General features: G+C 26.9%; 16 protein-coding genes. 15 read left to right on the top strand and 1 reads right to left on the bottom strand.

Going from position 1 to position 19,472, the window contains the following annotated elements; genetic code table 11:
- Positions 1–150 precede the first annotated feature (150 nt).
- The 14 genes from NG918_RS00080 to NG918_RS00015 all read left to right on the top strand — a co-directional run bounded on the left by NG918_RS00080 (position 151) and on the right by NG918_RS00015 (position 18,070).
- Positions 151–849, top strand: a complete 699-nt coding sequence (locus tag NG918_RS00080; protein WP_035787225.1) for an MgtC/SapB family protein — start codon at positions 151–153, stop codon at positions 847–849.
- Positions 850–1,098: 249 nt separating this feature from the next.
- Entirely contained in the window at positions 1,099–1,824 is a 726-nt protein-coding gene (locus NG918_RS00075; protein ID WP_252212249.1) for a glycerophosphodiester phosphodiesterase, read from the top strand.
- Between the two features lie 164 nt (positions 1,825–1,988).
- Positions 1,989–2,687, top strand: a complete 699-nt coding sequence (locus NG918_RS00070; RefSeq protein WP_252212250.1) for an MgtC/SapB family protein — start codon at positions 1,989–1,991, stop codon at positions 2,685–2,687.
- Between the two features lie 244 nt (positions 2,688–2,931).
- Complete coding sequence (locus NG918_RS00065; protein ID WP_252223832.1) at positions 2,932–4,410, top strand: methyl-accepting chemotaxis protein; 1,479 nt, start codon at positions 2,932–2,934, stop codon at positions 4,408–4,410.
- 421 nt (positions 4,411–4,831) lie between these two features.
- Positions 4,832–5,854, top strand: coding sequence for a spore photoproduct lyase (splB, locus tag NG918_RS00060; RefSeq protein WP_252223829.1), 1,023 nt, complete (start codon positions 4,832–4,834; stop codon positions 5,852–5,854).
- Between the two features lie 327 nt (positions 5,855–6,181).
- Positions 6,182–9,022 carry a DNA mismatch repair protein MutS gene (gene mutS, locus NG918_RS00055; protein WP_252223827.1) on the top strand — a complete coding sequence of 947 codons (2,841 nt, stop codon included), beginning with the start codon at positions 6,182–6,184 and terminating at the stop codon, positions 9,020–9,022.
- Positions 9,023–9,049: 27 nt separating this feature from the next.
- Positions 9,050–9,217, top strand: a complete 168-nt coding sequence (locus NG918_RS00050; RefSeq protein ID WP_252212254.1) for a hypothetical protein — start codon at positions 9,050–9,052, stop codon at positions 9,215–9,217.
- A gap of 157 nt (positions 9,218–9,374) precedes the next feature.
- Positions 9,375–10,781, top strand: a complete 1,407-nt coding sequence (gene treP, locus NG918_RS00045; RefSeq protein WP_252223824.1) for a PTS system trehalose-specific EIIBC component — start codon at positions 9,375–9,377, stop codon at positions 10,779–10,781.
- 34 nt (positions 10,782–10,815) lie between these two features.
- A complete protein-coding gene (gene treC, locus NG918_RS00040; protein ID WP_252223821.1) occupies positions 10,816–12,474 on the top strand; it encodes an alpha,alpha-phosphotrehalase in 1,659 nt (552 codons plus the stop codon).
- A 36-nt stretch (positions 12,475–12,510) separates the two neighbouring features.
- The gene (gene treR / locus NG918_RS00035) at positions 12,511–13,224 is read left to right on the top strand and encodes a trehalose operon repressor (protein WP_252223818.1); all 714 of its coding nucleotides are present in this window, start codon (positions 12,511–12,513) and stop codon (positions 13,222–13,224) included.
- 233 nt (positions 13,225–13,457) lie between these two features.
- Positions 13,458–15,488 (top strand): DNA mismatch repair endonuclease MutL, encoded by a 2,031-nt coding sequence (gene mutL / locus NG918_RS00030; RefSeq protein ID WP_252223815.1) that lies wholly within the window; start codon positions 13,458–13,460, stop codon positions 15,486–15,488.
- A gap of 3 nt (positions 15,489–15,491) precedes the next feature.
- On the top strand, positions 15,492–16,421 hold the full coding sequence (gene miaA / locus NG918_RS00025) for a tRNA (adenosine(37)-N6)-dimethylallyltransferase MiaA (protein ID WP_252223812.1): 930 nt from the start codon (positions 15,492–15,494) through the stop codon (positions 16,419–16,421).
- Positions 16,422–16,471: 50 nt separating this feature from the next.
- Positions 16,472–16,705, top strand: coding sequence for an RNA chaperone Hfq (gene hfq, locus NG918_RS00020; RefSeq protein ID WP_252212260.1), 234 nt, complete (start codon positions 16,472–16,474; stop codon positions 16,703–16,705).
- A 75-nt stretch (positions 16,706–16,780) separates the two neighbouring features.
- Positions 16,781–18,070, top strand: coding sequence for a methionine gamma-lyase family protein (locus tag NG918_RS00015; protein WP_252223808.1), 1,290 nt, complete (start codon positions 16,781–16,783; stop codon positions 18,068–18,070).
- Positions 18,071–18,239: 169 nt separating this feature from the next.
- Here the strand turns inward: NG918_RS00015 and lexA are convergent, their stop codons facing one another.
- Positions 18,240–18,845 (bottom strand): transcriptional repressor LexA, encoded by a 606-nt coding sequence (lexA, locus tag NG918_RS00010; protein WP_252212262.1) that lies wholly within the window; start codon positions 18,843–18,845, stop codon positions 18,240–18,242.
- Between the two features lie 168 nt (positions 18,846–19,013).
- On the opposite strand from lexA, the gene NG918_RS00005 reads away from it, so the two are divergent.
- Positions 19,014–19,445, top strand: a complete 432-nt coding sequence (locus NG918_RS00005) for a hypothetical protein (RefSeq protein ID WP_252212263.1) — start codon at positions 19,014–19,016, stop codon at positions 19,443–19,445.
- Positions 19,446–19,472 lie beyond the last annotated feature (27 nt).

Raw genomic sequence — 19,472 nt, 5'->3', positions numbered from 1 at the left:
TGTCTATTGAGGCAATGTAGTCAAAATTTTGGTTACATTGTCTCTCTTCTTATATAAAACTTTAAATAAGATTAGGCATTTATAAAATCTCTGTTATTTAAATTAGAAATACAAAAGATTTTTATTAAGAGTTTAAAAGTAGGTGATGATATGCAAAGTTTAGATTTAATAAATTATTTAAGAGAGGTTAATACAGTATCAATAATAGTTAGACTTACTTTAGCAACTATTTGTGCTGGAATTATTGGAGCTGAGAGAGGAAGAAGAAACAGACCAGCAGGATTTAGGACACATATTTTAGTGTGTATTGGGGCTACAATTATAATGATTACAAATCAGTATATGACTGATGTATTAAATTTACCAGGTGATGCAAGTAGGATGGGTGCTCAAGTTATTAGTGGGATAGGCTTTTTAGGTGCAGGTACAATAATAGTAGTTGGAAAAAATCAAGTTAAGGGACTTACAACAGCAGCTGGACTTTGGGCATGTGCTTGTATGGGACTAGCTATTGGAATAGGTTTTTATGAAGGTGCTATTATAACATGTATATTTTTAATGGGGGTAGTCACTGGGCTTCATAAACTTGATGAATATATGCAAACACATTCTAAAACTATTGATATTTATGTTGAACTTGAGGATATTAAAGGGGTTATGAACTTTATGACCTGCGTCAAAAAAGACGGAACTCAAATATTTAATGTTGAAATTAAGAATAAAAATAGTGATGTAAAAGTTATTGCACTAGCCATGACTTTAAAGCTTAATCAAAGTTGTGATCATATGGAATACCTTTTACAACTTCATCATATAGAAGGAGTTTGCATGGTTGAAGAAATGATATAGATTCAAATAAAATAGTCCATTTTATTTGAATTAAAATTTAATAGTAAGAAATAATATATTAAGAGTAGCATATTCTATTAATCCAATTATTGCTACTCTTTAATAATAATATTTATTTTGTTATTATAATCATATAGAATCTATTTTAAAATTTTATTAGATAAAAATAAATAATTAGTATAAAAAACTAGAATAGATTTATGTTTAGTTATTACTTGAAAAGTAGATTGACTTAGGGGGAAACTATAAATGAAAAAAATAGTAAATATTGCTCATAGAGGATTTAGTGGAGTATATCCAGAAAATACAATGCTAGCTTTTGAAAAAGCTATAGAAGTTGGCTGTGATGGAATAGAAACTGATGTTCAATTAACTAAGGATGGATATGCAGTAATATGCCATGATGAACAACTTGATAGAACTACAACTGGCACAGGCTTAATTAAAGATTATACATTAGAAGAATTAATGAATTTTGATGCTGGAATAAAATTTGGTGAGGAATTTAAAGGATTAAAAATTCCAACATTAGAAGAATTCTTAAAGTATATTAGTGATAAGAATATTATTATAAATATAGAAATTAAAAATAGCATAATTGATTATGAAAATATAGAAAAAACAACTTATGATTTAATCAAAAAATATAAGCTAGAAGAAAGAGTCATAGTATCTACATTTAATCATTACTCTGTAAGAAGATGTATAGGACTAGATAGAACCATAAAAACAGGAGTATTATACTATGATTGTATATTTGAACCTCATAATTATGTACAAATGGTTGGTGGAAATGCTCTTCATCCAGAATATCATAGCGTAAATAAAGAAATTGTTGAAAAAGCACATGATAATGATTTAAAAGTAAATGTCTATACTGTTAATGATAAAAATGATATGCAAAATATGATTGATTTAGGAGTAGATGCAATAATAACTAACTATCCAAATGTACTAAAAGAATTATTTATTTGATGATTCAAAGGAAGAAGAATATCGTATACTATAGATTAAAATAAAAAGTTCACATTAATATCTAAGGCGTAAAATCTTAATATTATAGTGTTATAATTATATTAAATATACAAAGGTGGGTGATTAAAAGTCAGCTAATGTAAAATTAGGTTGATTAATAGCGTATGAATGATTTTATTTTATACTTAAGAGAAATTAATACAGTATCAATAATTGTAAGGCTTGCTTTAGCAACTATTTGTGCAGGAATTATTGGTGCGGAAAGAGGAAGAAAAAATAGACCTGCAGGATTTAGGACACATATTTTAGTATGCATTGGTGCCACATTAATTATGATAACAAGTCAATATATGAGAGATGTTCTTCATAGTACTGGAGATATAACTAGACTGGGTGCACAAGTTATTAGTGGAATAGGATTTTTAGGCGCAGGAACAATCATAGTAGTTGGGAAAAATCAAGTTACAGGTCTTACAACAGCAGCTGGTCTTTGGGCATGTGCATGCATGGGATTAGCTATTGGAATAGGTTTTTACGAGGGTGCAATTATAGCATGTGTGTTTATGCTTGCTGTAGTTACAGGACTTCATAGACTAGATTTATATTCAAGAACTCATTCTAGAGTTATGGATGTTTATACAGAACTTCGAGATATAAGAGGCGTTGCTAATTTTATGAAAACTGTACAAGCTGACGGAACTAAAATATCTAATATTGAAGTGAAAAAAGCTACTACGAATAAGGATGATCGTATAATTGCTTTAACAATGACATTAAAACTCTCTCAAAAATGGAATCATTCTGACTACACTCTTCAACTTCATAATATTGAAGATGTCTGTTGTGTAGAGGAAATAATATAATCATTTAAATTACGATTAAATAAAAAAATCACTTAAGATTTAGTTATCTTAGGTGATTTTTACCTTGGCGATTAAAAGAAAGATTCTAATTGAAGAAAATAAACGTGTTTTTATATCTTAGTTATATTTTTAAACATAAAAATACCTTTATTTACAAAATGTTTCATTTAATAACAATAATTGACTATGATATATAAAAATATTATAATTTTTATAAGTTGAATTTAACTAAGGAGGAAATTAAATGAATCACAGTGAAATGTTAAAGCTCAAAAATATAGTTATGTTACTTGGGCTTTTGGTTTCTTTGATTGGAAGAATAAGTTTTGATTTATTTTTTAAATCTGGAATCCATGTTATAATGCCAATAATAGTAATTGGTGGAATTTGTATTTTTATTTTAGGATGTTTAATTAAGAAAGATCATATGATTGGTGCTATGTATTATTCAGTAACAATATTTCCTATATTAAATATTTTAATAATGAATTTAAAGCCAGGTTTAGCTGCTTTTGTACTTATCTACTATGGAATTATCTTAACAAGTATTTATCAAGAAGAGAAAGTTGTTATATACAATTCTATTATAAATATTGGAGTAGTTATATACTTTTTCTTCAAATATAGAGTTGAAGTATTTAATAATGCTAATTATGAACAACTTGGACTTTTTATAGCTTATATTGTTGTTATGACTGGTATATTGGTGTTCTTATCTATATTAACTAAAAAGGCATATAAAAAATCTGAAGAGAATGCTAAAGCAATAATAGAATCAAATTCTAAGTCTAATGAATTATTATCTGAAATTAATCAGACTGTTAATCATTTAACTGATGCAAATATTATGATTAAATCTGGAATTGATAACACCGGAGAAATTTTCAATCAAATTACCCAGTCATCAAATGCTGTAGCAGCAAAAACTACTGAAGAAGTCCTAATTATAAATAAAGTTATTGAATTGATGAAAAATGGTGCAAAAAATCTTAACGAAGTTACAACTTCAATTAAAAAAATGGAGAATTTATCTTTAAAAACTGAAAATGTTGTAACTAACGGTATTAATAGTTTTAATGAATTTTCTATAGAGATGAATAAAGTGAATTCTAACATTATAAATGTGGTTGATCTAATTAAAGAGCTTAGCAATGAAAACAAAAAAATTGTACAAATAATTGATTCAATAGGTGAAATATCAAATCAAACAAATCTTTTAGCACTTAATGCATCAATTGAAGCAGCAAGAGCTGGAGAACATGGAAAAGGTTTTGCAGTAGTTGCAGAAGAGGTTAGAAAACTTGCAGAAAATTCAAGAGATGCAACGGAAAAAATATCATTAATACTAAATAATATATCAGGTAAAACTATAATTGTTTCAGATGAAATATTAAATGAGCAAAAATCAATTGAAGTATGCAATAAGCATACTGAAGCTGTAAAGGACTTATTTAATAATATAAACAACAATACTTCAAATGTATTGCACAATTCAAAAAACATAAATTGCAATTGTAGTATTCTAGAAAAAGAATTTAATGATACATTAAAAGAAGTTAATTATGTAAGTAAAAATATTGAAAATATTGCTTCTTCAATGGAAGAAGTATCATCAAGTATTGATGACTTAAATAACAATATTAACAGTATATCTAAAAGCTACGATGATATTAATAAAATTTGTATTAAATTATCTGAGTTACAATATATACAGGATATATAATGAAATAAATCACAAATTATCAATCTAATGAATAAAATAAAATTATAAAGTTAAAATATATAATAGGTCTTAAAACCACCTGTAATTTATATGGATAATTAACCAAAATAACTGCTTGTTTTATTAAATAAGCAGTTATTTTTATTTAGTAATCATATGCACATTAATAGTATGTAGTTAATTATATGCATTAAAAGATCATAGTTAGTGTTTATACATATAAAATAATTTTCAATATGTATAAATATCTAAATTTAACTAAAAATAAAAATTAGATTATGTTAGATTTCTATACTTAAGATTTTCAAATATTAAAAAATATGTTTGAAAACAATTATTGAAAAATGTTAACTATTGATTTAATGGTAATTTTACAAAATAAAATCTATAAAATCAACTTTTTGAGAGGAGAAAATTATATATGTTTATTCCTAAAAGAATATTATTTGAAAAGGGAAGTTTAGATTATGAGATTGGTCAAAGTATATATAATACATTTAAAGATAATAAAAATGTTGATATTATAAATATAAGTGGAAATAGGGTAAAACAGCATATTCCAGGAGATGATACTTATAGTTATTATAGAGAAGGTAAAAATACGTTAGTAGTTGGAATTAAAAAGGGTTTTAAGTTCCAGTCATGTAAGCCTTCAGCACATTATCAATTGCCTCTTCTTTCTGGATGTACAGGACATTGTGAGTATTGCTATCTTAATACTAACTTAAGTACTAAACCATTTATTAAAGTTAATGTAAATATAGATGATATATTAAATCAAGCAAAAAAGCATATTATTGAGAGAAGTCCTGAGATAACAATATTTGAAGGTGCTGCTACATCAGATCCTATACCAGTAGAACCATATACTCATTCTTTACAAAAAGCTATTGAATTTTTTGCAAATGAAGAAAAAGGTAAATTTAGATTTGTAACTAAATATAATGATGTAGATACGCTTTTGAATATAGATCATAAAGGAAAGACAGAAATTAGATTTACTCTAAATACGAATAAAGTAATAAATGATTTTGAAAATAGAACATCTTCTTATGATTTAAGACTTGAAGCCTGTGAAAAAGTTGCAAAAGCACAGTATCCAATTGGAGTTATAATAGCTCCAGTATTTTTATATGAAAATTGGAAAGAAGACTACAATGAGCTTCTGATAAGATTACATGATAAGATGCCTAAGGATTTAAAATATCCATTATCATTTGAAGTTATAACCCATAGATATACTACAAGAGCAAAAAATGTTATAAATGAAGTATTTCCAGATAATACTTTACCAATGAATGATGAAGAACGTAAATATAAGTACGGTCAATTTGGATATGGAAAATATGTTTATACTAAAGAACAGCTAGAAGAGGTTAAATCATTTTTTACAATTAAAATAAATGAATTGTTTGAAAATAGTGTTATAAAGTATATTATTTAAAAGAAAGTCTTCCATTTTATTTTGGAAGGCTTTTTTATATTTTGTTTAAAATTTTTATAAATTATATTATTCAGTTATATGGGTAGTAATTATTATTTTAGCCTTGCTTGTGGTTTTTAATGTTTTAAATAACGGACTATTATTAACAATGGTGATAATATTTTGTTTTTTAGTTATATAGTAAAATTAATATTATTTGAATAAAGTAATTTTTAAGTTAATTTTGATTACTGGTTCCCCCTATGATAAAATAAGACTTGATTTTAAGTTTAAAATTAGGTAAGAATATTAAATGTTATTATACCTAATTAAAAGGAGGAAATTATTATGGCTTTAACGCCAATGATGGTAGAGTACATGAAAACAAAAGAAGAATATAATGATTGTATTCTATTTTATAGATTAGGTGACTTTTATGAGATGTTCTTTGATGATGCACTAACTGTATCTAGAGAGCTTGAACTTGTTTTAACAGGCAAAAATTGTGGACTTGAAGAAAGAGCACCAATGTGTGGTATTCCACATCATGCAGCTGCTGCATACATCCCAAGACTTGTTACTAAAGGATATAAGGTTGCTATATGTGAACAACTTGAAGATCCCAAGCAAAGCAAAGGAATAGTAAAAAGAGGAGTTGTAAAAGTAATAACTCCAGGAACATTTATAGATAGTAATTCTAATTTAGAAAATGATAATACATATTTAATGGTGATATATGGATATGAAGATAAATTTGGAATAGCAATGTCTGATATAAGTACTGGTGAATTTAAAACTACATCTTTTAATAATATTAAGATGAGCTTATTAGATGAGATTTCAAAGGTTTCTCCAAAAGAAATACTAGTTGACAATAATATAAGCGAAGAATTGTTAGAAGAAATAAACAATGTACTTCCTGTTCTTATAACGAAAAAAGATTTTAATGAGTTTTTAGTTTCAAAAGAAGAACTTATAGAGCAGTTTTCAGACTTAGAAGTAAGTGGATTAACAATAGAAAGAGAGATTCCAAGTAAAGTACTTCTTAAATATATAAATGAAACTCAAAAGATGAGTTTAACGAATATCAATTTATTAGAACAATATGAAATTATAAATTATATGACCATAGATGGAAATTCAAGAAGAAACTTAGAGCTTACAGAAAGTATAAGAGAAAAAACTAAAAAAGGATCTCTTCTTTGGGTTCTTGATAAAAGTGCAACATCTATGGGAGGAAGAACTTTAAGAAAATGGATAGATGAACCTCTTATAGTTAAAGATGAAATAGAAAAAAGATTAAGTGGAGTTGAAGAAGTATTTAATTCAATAGGTTTCAATGAAGACTTAAGAAGCGCTTTAAAAGAAATTTATGATATAGAACGAATTGTTGGTAAAATATCCAATAAAAATGTCAATGCTAAAGATTTATTATCTCTTAAATCATCTTTAGATAAACTTCCATGTATTAAGGAACTTTTAAAAGATACTAGTTCTGAATTGTTAAAAGGATACTATGAAAATTTAGATGAATTGATTGATGTAAGAGATTTATTAAATGACTCTATTAAAGAAGATCCTGGTTTAAGTTTAAAAGAAGGAAACATAATAAAAGATGGATATAATACTTTAGTAGATGAATTACGTCAAAGTAAACTTCATGGAAAAGAGTGGATTGCTGCTCTTGAAAATAGAGAACGTGAATTTACAGGTATTAAGTCTTTAAAGGTTGGTTATAATAAGGTATTTGGATACTATATAGAAATAAGTAAATCAAATTATAATTCTATCCCAGAAGGTAGATATATAAGAAAGCAAACATTAGCTAATGCTGAAAGATTTATAACTGAAGAACTTAAAGTTATGGAAGATAAAATTTTAGGTTCTGAAGAAAAACTTATTAACTTAGAATATTCTATATTTGTTGAAATAAGAGATAAAATTGAAAAAGAAATAAGCAGATTAAAAAAGAGCGCTAGGATAATATCAGATTTAGATGGTATTTCAACTTTAGCTTTAGTTGCTTTAGAAAATGATTATATTAAACCTGAAATAAATACAGATGGATTAATTAAAATAACTGATGGAAGACACCCTGTAGTTGAAAAAGTAATTGGAAAGGGAGACTTTGTATCAAATAATACTGCATTAAATCAAACTGATAAGGAATTATTATTGATTACTGGACCTAATATGGCTGGTAAATCTACATATATGAGACAGGTGGCCCTTATAACATTGATGGCTCAAATAGGTTCATTTGTACCTGCAACTAGTGCAAACATATCTATCTGTGATAAGATTTTTACAAGAATAGGAGCATCTGATGATTTAGCAGGTGGAAAGTCTACATTTATGGTTGAAATGTGGGAAGTTTCTAATATTTTAAAAAATGCTACAAGTAATAGTTTAGTTTTACTTGATGAAGTGGGAAGAGGAACTTCAACTTATGATGGACTTTCAATTGCTTGGTCTGTTATTGAATATATAACTAAAAATAAGGATTTAAGATGCAAAACTTTATTTGCAACTCACTATCATGAACTTGTTAAACTTGAAGGGATTTTACCTGGAGTTAAAAATTACTCTGTAGCAGTTAAAAAATTAAAAGATAGCGTAGTCTTTTTAAGAAAAATAGTAGAGGGCGGTGCAGATGAATCTTACGGTATAGAAGTTGCAAAGCTTGCAGGACTTCCTGAGAATGTTATTAATCGTGCTAGAGAAATTCTTGAGGATTTAGAAGGCAAAAATGCCTTTGATATAAATAAAGTATCAGCATGTTCAATGGATTCAGATGAAGAAAAAGAAATTGCTATTGATTCTGCTAAAAATGAAGAGGATAAAATTATTTCTAATGCACAAAATAATCTAGATCAAAATATAGATATAAATGAAACTAGTTGTAACTATACTGAAGAGAGAATCTTAAGAGTTGAAACTCAAAATGCAGAGTATGAAGAAACTATAAAATCTTTAAAATATGAAATAAAAGAGTTAAAAGAATCAAACAATAATAAACACACCAAGAAGCATAAAGATGTTTCTAATGACAATATGCAAATTAACTTTGAATTTATAGAAAAAGAAAGTTTTATAAAAGAACTTAGTGAAGTAGATATATTAAACCTTAATCCTATGGAAGCTATGAATACTTTATATAAATTAGTTACAGATGCAAAAAAACTTTAATAAAAATAATAAATAGGAGATAAATTTATGAATTGTGGTTGTAGTATTCCTTTAGAATGTCCAAAATGCAGTAAAAATCTACTTAGAAAACGTAAAATAGATGGAGCATATATAATAATAGAGAGAGCTTGTCCAAATCCCCAATGTAATTATGTAATTAGAGAAGCTAAGATTTTTAATGATGATGTAAATTAAATTTAAGATACCTTAAAACATTCTAATCTAATAGTTTGTTTTAAGGTATTTTTTACTAAATAAAAAAGTTTAATGTAAACATTGACAATACATATACGTATAGGTTATTATTTAATCACAACATATACGTATATGTATTGAGAGGGAGGGAAAAATAATGTCTAAGTATAATAAGGAAGTTAAAGAGTTATTAGAATTCATTGGTGGAAAAGAAAATATAAGTGCTGTATCACATTGTGCAACAAGAATGAGATTTGTTTTAAATGATACATCTATTGCAGATGAAGAAAAAATTAAAAAAATAAAATCTGTTAAGGGTACATTTACTCAAGCAGGGCAGTTTCAAGTTATTATTGGAAACGATGTAGCGGAATTTTATAATGATTTTACTGCATTAGCTGGAATTGATGGAGTAAGCAAGGACAACTTAAAAAGTTCAGCTAAATCAAATATGAATATTGTTCAAAGAATGATGGCTAATATAGCAGAAATATTTTCACCCTTAATACCTGCAATTATAGTAGGAGGACTTATATTAGGTTTTAGAAATATCATAGGTGATATTAAGATGTTTGAAAACAGTACAAAAACTCTTATTGAAATATCACAGTTTTGGGCAGGAACGCATAGCTTTCTATGGTTAATAGGTGAAGCGATATTCCACTTCTTACCTGTTGGAATTACATGGGCAGTAACCAAGAAAATGGGAACAACTCAAATACTTGGTATAGTACTAGGTATTACATTAGTATCACCTCAACTTTTAAATGCTTATGCTGTTGCAGAAGCTGACATAATTCCATTTTGGGATTTTGGTTTTGCAAAAATAGATATGATTGGTTATCAAGCACAAGTTATACCTGCTATTTTAGCTGGATTTGTACTAGCATATCTTGAAAAAGGAGTTAGAAAAATAGTTCCTTCTTCAATTTCAATGATATTTGTACCATTCTTTGCTTTAGTACCAACGGTATTAATAGCACATACTGTTCTTGGACCTATAGGTTGGACAATTGGATCTTGGGTTTCAGCAGTAGTTTATGGTGGATTAACATCAGCATTTGGTAGTATATTTGCTGCAATCTTTGGATTCCTTTATGCACCGCTTGTTATAACTGGATTACATCACATGACTAATGCAATAGACTTACAATTAATGGCTCAATTCAAAGGAACATCTTTATGGCCAATGATAGCTTTATCAAATATAGCTCAAGGATCAGCAGTTTTAGCCATGATTTATCTTCAAAGAAAAAATGAAGAAGAAAAACAAATAGCCATTCCAGCATGTATATCAGCTTACTTAGGTGTAACTGAACCTGCATTATTTGGTATAAATATAAAATATAGATTCCCATTTGTATGTGGAATGATAGGATCAGCTATAGCCGCTGTAATATCTGTATCAACTGGAGTAATGGCAAACTCTGTAGGAATTGGTGGATTACCTGGTATTCTATCAATTAAACCACAACATATGCTTATGTTTGCAGTAGCAATGGTAATAGCTATAGTAGTACCATTTGTGTTAACTTTAATAATTGGAAAGAAAAAACTAAGCTAATAAATAATAATTTTAAATTGGAGGAATTAGCAGTATGAAAGACTTTAAAAAAAGTACTGTTTATCAAATATATCCTAAATCATTTAATGATTCAAATGGAGATGGAATAGGCGATTTAAATGGAGTAATAAACAAACTAGATTATTTAAAGGAATTAGGGATTGATTATATTTGGCTTACTCCTTTTTATGTATCACCACAAAAGGATAATGGTTATGACGTAGCTGATTATTATAATATAGACCCTTTGTTTGGAACTAATGAAGATTTTGATAAACTTGTTAAAGAAGCTAAAAAAAGAAATATTAATATAATGCTTGATATGGTATTTAACCATACTTCAACAGAGCATAAGTGGTTTAAGAGTGCTCTAAATGGAGAGGAAAAGTTTAAAGACTTCTATATATTTAAAGAAGGTAAAGAAGATAAACCACCAACTAATTGGCAATCAAAATTTGGAGGGAGTGCTTGGGAATATATAGATAAATTTGATGAATACTATTTGCATTTATTTGATAAGACACAAGGAGACTTAGATTGGACCAATTCAGAAGTTAAAAACGAAATATACAAAATAGTAAACCATTGGATAAACAAAGGTGTTAAAGGATTTAGATTTGATGTTATAAATTTAATTTCAAAACCAGAAAAATTTGAAGATGATACTATGGGCGATGGAAGAAGATTTTATACAGATGGTCCTAATATACATAAATATTTAAAGGAATTAAATAAAAATACTTTCGGTAAATATAACGATATAATAACAGTTGGAGAAATGTCCTCTACAACTATAGATAATTGTATTAAATATTCAAATCCGGATGAAAAAGAGTTATCTATGGTATTTAACTTTCATCATTTAAAAGTCGATTATGATAATGGTGATAAATGGACACTTATGAACTTTGATTTTAAATTACTAAAATCTATCTTCAAAGAATGGCAAGAAGGTATGGAACAAGGGAATGGTTGGAATGCAGTATTTTGGTGTAACCATGATCAGCCAAGAATAATTTCTAGATTTGGAAATACTGATAAATATCATAAAGAAAGTGGAAAAATGCTTGGAACTTGTATTCATATGATGAGAGGAACACCATATATTTATCAAGGTGAAGAATTTGGAATGACAAATCCTAATTTTAATTCAATAGATGAATATAGAGATATTGAATCTAAGAATTATTATGATATTTTAAAAGCAAATGGTGTTAATGAAGAAGAAATATATAAGATATTAGCATCAAAATCAAGAGACAATTCAAGAACCCCTATGCAATGGAATGATAAAAATAATAGTGGATTTTCAACTAGCGTACCTTGGATACCAGTAGGTAAATCTTATAAAGAAATAAATGCAGAAAATGCATTAAAAGATAGTGATTCTATATTCTATCATTATAAAAATCTTATAAAGATTAGAAAGGAACATGATGTTGTTTCAAATGGATCATTTAATATGATACTTGAAGAACATGAAAAAGTTTTAGCATATACTAGAGAATATAACAATGAGAAATTAATAGTTTTAAATAACTTTTATGCTGAAAAGACTGAGGTATTATTACCACATAATCTTTTATTTAAAAATTGTAGAATATTAATTTCAAATTATAAAGATAGTATGGATTTAAATGATAAAATTTTACTTAGACCATATGAATCTGTTGTTTATATTGTTGAGAATTAAGTATATATTATGTTAAAATGTTTATGGTGATAAATTATGGCGAGTAAATATTTTAATATATATAGTGAAATTGCAAATAAAATAGAAAATGGGATATTTAAAGCAAATGATGAAATTTCTTCAGAAAGTGATCTTATGAAAGAATATAAAGTTTCTAGAGATACTGCAAGAAAAGCATTAACTTTGCTTGAGGAAAATGGATATATACAAAAGATAAAAGGTAGACGGTCTTTTGTGTTAGATATAAATAAATTTGATTTTCCTGTATCAGGTGTAGTTAGTTTTAAAGAAATTGCAGATAAACTAGGACCAAATTCTAAAACTAAAGTTGAAGTTTTAGAATGTGTTCATCCAAATGAAAGTATGAGTAGAAAACTAGAATTAAGCTCTAAAGATAAGGTTTGGAAAATAATAAGATCTAGAAGTATCGCAGATGAAAGAATAATCTTAGATAAGGATTATTTAGTAAAAAAATATGTTGAAAATATCACTGAAGAAATATGTGAAGAATCTATTTATAAGTATATTGAAGATGAACTTGGATTAAAAATAGCTTATGCAAAAAAAGAAATAACTGTTCAATTTGCAACAGAAGAAGACAAGAAGTATTTAAATATGAAAAACTTTAATATGATTGTTGTTGTTAAAAGTTATACTTACTTAGATGATACAAGTCTGTTTCAATATACTGAGTCTAGACATAGACCAGATAAATTTAAATTTGTAGATTTTGCAAGAAGACGTAAATAAAAATTAGAATGATTTATTAAATAATTAAAAACTCTTAGGTGTTATTTTCAGAAATATAACCTAAGAGTTTTTAATTTGTATTTGTAAATATAATTTAGATTTGTTATTAGCAATTAAATTGGATATAATACATTTGAAGAAACTTATAAATGGGAATTAAATATCTAAATATACATGCAATATGTTATATTAGATTTACTTATAAAGTAGAGACTTACAAGGGGGTGCAAAATGTGAAAAGAATTAATATATTAAATGAAGATACAGCTAATAAAATTGCAGCAGGTGAAGTAGTAGAAAGACCTGCATCAGTAGTAAAGGAATTAGTCGAAAATGCTATAGATGCAAATTCTAAGAATATATTAATAGAAATAGAAGAGGGTGGAAGTTCTTTAATAAGAATTATTGATGATGGAGATGGCATTTATAAAGAGGATATAGAGAAAGCTTTTTTGCCACATGCCACAAGCAAGATAAAAGAGTCTGAAGATATATATAGTATTAACACATTAGGTTTTAGGGGGGAAGCTCTTCCATCTATTGCATCAGTAGCTAGAGTTAATTTAAAAACAAAACAAGAAACTGAAGAATGTGGATATGAAATTACAATAGAAGGTGGAAAATTTTCAGAAGTTACAGAATGTGGAGTTAATAAAGGAACTATAATGGAAGTAAGGGATTTATTTTTCAATGTTCCAGCAAGAAAAAAGTTTCTTAAAACAACATCTAAAGAATCATCTTTAATTAATGATATTATAACTAGAATAGCTTTATCTAACCCTAACATTAGTTTTAAACTATTTAATAATGGGAAAAAGATTGTTCATACATATGGTAATGGCAACATGAAAGATGTTATAAGAACTATATATGGTAAAAGTATAGTTGAAAATGTATTATATTTTGAAGATACATCTGATATTGCTACTATTTATGGTTACGTAGGAAAAGAGGATATCGCTAGAGGTTCTAGGAATAATCAAAGTATTTTTGTAAATAGCAGATATATAAAGAATAGAAGTTTAGGAATTGCAGTAGAGCAAGCATTTAAATCATTTTCTACTGTAAGTAAGTTTCCCTTCTTTATATTATTTATAGATATATACCCTGAATATATAGATGTGAATATTCATCCAACTAAATCAGAAGTAAAATTCAATGATGAACGTTTTATTTTTAAAAAGATATTTGGTGCTGTTCATACATCTTTAAAGGAAGAAGTTTTTAGTACATTTTCAATACCTGAAGAAGAAAACGAAGCTACTAGTAAGAATGCTAACTTAAATATTGAAGAAATAACATTTAAAATTGAAGAAGAACAAGAAAAAGTTAAACTTAATACTAATCATTTGTCACAAAAGAACATATGTTCTATACACGAGGATAATAGCATAAATAATCATATTTATGATGAAAAATACAAAAAAGACACTGATATTCATAATAAGATTCCTTTAAATGTTAATATTCCAGTTGATTTAAAAAGTGATCACATTAAATTAGAAGATGATGCTAATAGTTGTTCTAATAAAGAAGTGATTTGTGACAATAATGAAGTAAATTATGAAACCTCTTATACATCTAACTCTAATAAGCATGAAGATAGCTGTAAAGGTGATAAATATAAGGAAAGTAAATCAAAAACAATAGGAACATCAGAATTATTAAAAGAAAAAATTCCAAAGTTTCCTGCTATAAAAATTATTGGTCAATATAATAAAACGTATATATTAGGGGAATATGCAGGAACTCTTTATATGATAGATCAACACGCAGCTCATGAAAAAATAATGTTTGAAAAGTATTTAAATGATATAAATTGTGGAGATATAATAATACAGCCCCTTATGATACCAACAGTAATTGATTTAAGCATGGATGATTACTCGTATTTTGAAGAAAACAAAGATATATTTAAAGAAGCTGGTTTTACTATTGAAGAATTTGGTGGCACATCTATAGCATTAAAAGAAGTACCTTATTTTCTAGGTAAGCTAAAACCTAAGAATTTGTTTTTAGAAATATTAGATAATCTTAAAAATTTAGGATCAGGTAAAACTACTGAAGTTAAATATAATGCTATAGCAACTAAAGCATGCAAATCAGCAGTAAAAGGAAATGATTCTTTAGATGAGTTAGAGATGGTTAAATTAATAGAAGAGTTACGGTATATAGATGATCCTTTCCATTGTCCTCACGGAAGACCAACTATTATTCAATTTACTAGTACAGATATAGATAAAAAATTTAGGAGGATTGTTTAAATAATGAAACAAAAGATTTTAGTTCTTGGAGGTCCTACAGCTGTTGGGAAAACAGAACTTTCAATAAAACTTGCAGAAAAATTAAATGGAGAGATACTATCAGCAGATTCAATGCAAATATATAAGAACATGGATATAGGTTCAGCTAAAGTTACAAAAGAAGAGATGAAAGATATAAATCATTATATGATAGATATTGTTTCTCCAGAAGAGGAATTTTCAGTTGCAGATTTTAAAAATATAGGTGAAAAAGCAATAAAAGAAATTATAGCTAAGGAAAAGCTTCCTATGATAGTTGGAGGAACAGGACTTTATATAAATTCTTTAACTTGTAATGTTACTTTTACAGAATCTGAAAAAGATGATGAGTATAGAACTTATCTAGAATCACTTGCAGAAGCTAATGGTAATACCTATGTCCATGAAATGCTTAAAAAAATAGATGAAATAAGTTATAGAGAGATACATCCTAACAATAGAAAAAGAGTAATAAGAGCTCTTGAAGTTTATAAAATTACTGGAAAGCCATTTAGTTCATATAATGTAGGTGATGATTTTTATAAAACAGATTATGATGTATTTTATTATGTATTAACTATGGATAGAGAAAAGTTATATAATAGGATTAATAAGCGAGTAGAAATCATGATTGAAAATGGACTTATTGATGAATGCATAGAATTAAAAAAACTTGGATATATTTCTGATATGCAATCTATGCAAGGAATAGGATATAAAGAAATATTTTATTACTTAGATAAAAAAATTTCATTAGATGAAGCTATTAATTTGATAAAGCAGGGTTCAAGAAATTATGCTAAGAGACAATTAACTTGGTTTAGAAGAGATCCTAGATGTACTTTTTTAGATAAAGATGTATTGTCTGATGAGGAAATATTAAGCAAAATTGTTGATGACATAACAAATAACTAGGTTTATAATGGTATAAAGAGAATTAATAAAATGGAGGTAAATATGGTTTTATGAATAAGCAACAGAATAATCTACAAGACATATTTTTAAACAGTGCAAGAAAAAACAAAATACCTGTAACAATATATCTTTCAACTGGTTTTAAACTAAATGGAACTGTAAAAGGGTTTGACAGTTTTACTGTTATTTTAGATAGTGAGGGTAAACAAATGCTTATATATAAACATGCAATAACCACTGTAACTCCAGAAAAACCAATTTTATTTGTAGATAATGAAAACTAAAATAAATAGGCAATTATTTGCCTATTTATTTTTGAGGAAATATACTTGTAATACCTAGGAGGAGAATATACAAAAATGTTAAAGAAAACAGAAGAATTTTTAATTAATAATTACAATATTAGTGAAGAAGCATTTAAATTATATAAAAAAGCTTTAAAAGAGACTGAAGATATATTTGTACAGTACGATGAAATAAGAGAATTTAATCAACTTAAAGTATTAAAAGCCTTTCAAGAAGAAAGAATAAGTGAATCACATTTTACTAATACAACAGGATATGGTCTTGATGATTTTGGAAGAGATACTTTAGATAGAGTTTATGCTAGAATATTTAAAGCTGAAGCAGGTTTAGTTAGACCTAATTTCGTAAGCGGAACTCATGCTATTGGTGCTGCTATGATGGGAAATGTAAGACCTGGTGATAAAATACTTTGTGTTTCTGGAATGCCTTATGATACTCTTTTAGGAGTATTAGGACTTGCTGACAAAAAAACTAAAGGTTCATTAGATGAATACAATATAAAAACAGATGTTATTGAATTAGATGAGAATGGAAAATTTAAATTCGATAAAATTAAAGAGACATTAAAAAATGATAAAGCTATAAAACTAATACATATACAAAGAAGTACAGGATATGCTTCTAGAAAATCTTTCTTAGTTTCAGAAATTGAAGAAGTAATAAAATTCATAAAAGAAGTAAGAGAAGATGTTGTGATTTTTGTAGATAATTGCTACGGAGAATTTATTGAAGCTATTGAACCAACAGAAGTTGGAGCAGATCTTATGGCAGGATCTCTTATGAAAAACATAGGTGGAGGTATTGCTCCAGGTGGTGGATATATAGTTGGTAAAAAAGAATATGTTGAACAAGCCTCTTATAGATTCACTGTTCCAGGAATAGGAGGCGAGTATGGCGCAACTTATGGACTTATGAGAAGTTTATATCAAGGATTATTTTCAGCACCACACATTTCTATGGAAGCTGTAAAAACAGCAATATTTTGTGCTAAAACAATGGAACTTGCTGGCTTTAAGGGATTCCCAGCATCTACTGATAAGAGAACTGACATAATACAAGCTATAGAATTTGGTGATCCTAAAAAATTAATTCAATTTTGTAACGGAATTCAAGCAGCTTCACCAATTGATGCATTTGCTGTGTGTGAACCATGGGCAATGCCAGGATATGATAGTGAAATAATAATGGCAGCTGGCGCATTTATATCTGGATCAACAATTGAATTGTCTGCAGATGGTCCAATAAGAGAACCTTATATAGCTTATATGCAAGGTGGGTTAAACTTTGATCATGGTAAAATAGGAATCTTAATAGGATTAAGTAAAGTACTTGAAGTAAAATAACTAAAAATTTAATTAGTACTAAACATAAAAAAAGCTGAAATACTAAATTATAACTTAGTATTTCAGCTCATAACTTTTCAGCACTAATTAAAGCATAGTAATTAATTTAATTCACTAATTTAAATTTAATAAAGACTAAATTATATTGTTTTAAATTTAATTGATTAAGTTAGTAAGATCTAAATATTCCAACTAATTTACCTAAAACAGAACAATTATCAACTATTATCGGGTCCATAGAATCATTTTCAGGCTGTAATCTTATATGATCTTTTTCTTTAAAAAATCGTTTAATTGTTGCTTCTTCATCTATTAAAGCAACAACAATATCTCCATTTAATGCAGTCTTACAGCTTTCAATAATTGCTAAATCATTATCTCTTATGCCAGCATTAACCATACTTTCACCAGATACTCTTAACATAAATAATTCATTATCATGTTTTATATAATCAAGAGGTATCGGAAACGAGTCTTCTATATTTTCAGTTGCAAGTATCGGAATACCTGCAGTAATTTTACCAACTATGGGTATGTTTACCATTTCTTTTTTATCTCTATTATTTTTAACTATTTCTAATGCTCTTGGTTTCGTTGGATCTCTTCTAATTAATCCTTTTTTTTCTAATCTTTTTAAATGACCATGTACAGTAGATGTAGATCTTAATGAAACAGCTTCGCATATTTCTCTTACTGAAGGTGGATATCCCTTGTTTTCTATATATAATTTTAAAAATTCATAAATTTCCGTTTGTCTGTCCTTACTCTCGATCATTAATATTACACCTCTCTATCTTATTGTTATTATAACATAGGTTTTATAATATAACAAACTTATGTTCTGTATGTTTCAAAGATTAAAGTTAATATTTTATTTGATTTAAATTTATGGTTTTGATATAATAGAATGACAATTTCATTATAGAAATGAGGGTACTTAATAATGACAAATAAATATAATGATGATGATTATTGCGATATATATGAAAATAAAATATGTGATAATTGTGGTAAATGCTTAGAAATAGATGGTGTTGATATTAAAGCTATAAAAATAGAAGAAATTTCAAAAACTAAAGATGAAAATAAGATTTTAGAAGAAGAATTTTTTAATAACTTAAAATCATCTCTTGATGAAGATCAAATAGAAGAATTAGAACAAAATAATTTAAACTTAAAAGATATTTATTCTAAATTCATTGAATCTAAAGGATTAAATAGTGATGAATTTAAACTTACTGAAGAAACAGAATATGAAGATGCATTCGATCATATTGAATATTTAGATGATAATGAATTATTTAATGATGATAATATAGAAGAACTTACAGAAGAAGTATATCCTGGCGTAAGAAAATTCAAAAATAAAGCATAAAAAAATATATCTTTCTTTTTCACAACT

The organism is Clostridium sp. ZBS2, assembly GCF_023845855.1.
Lineage (GTDB): Bacteria > Bacillota > Clostridia > Clostridiales > Clostridiaceae > Clostridium > Clostridium aquiflavi.
Note: the sequence above shows the minus strand (reverse complement) of the source record. Positions and strands in the feature narration are given on the sequence as shown.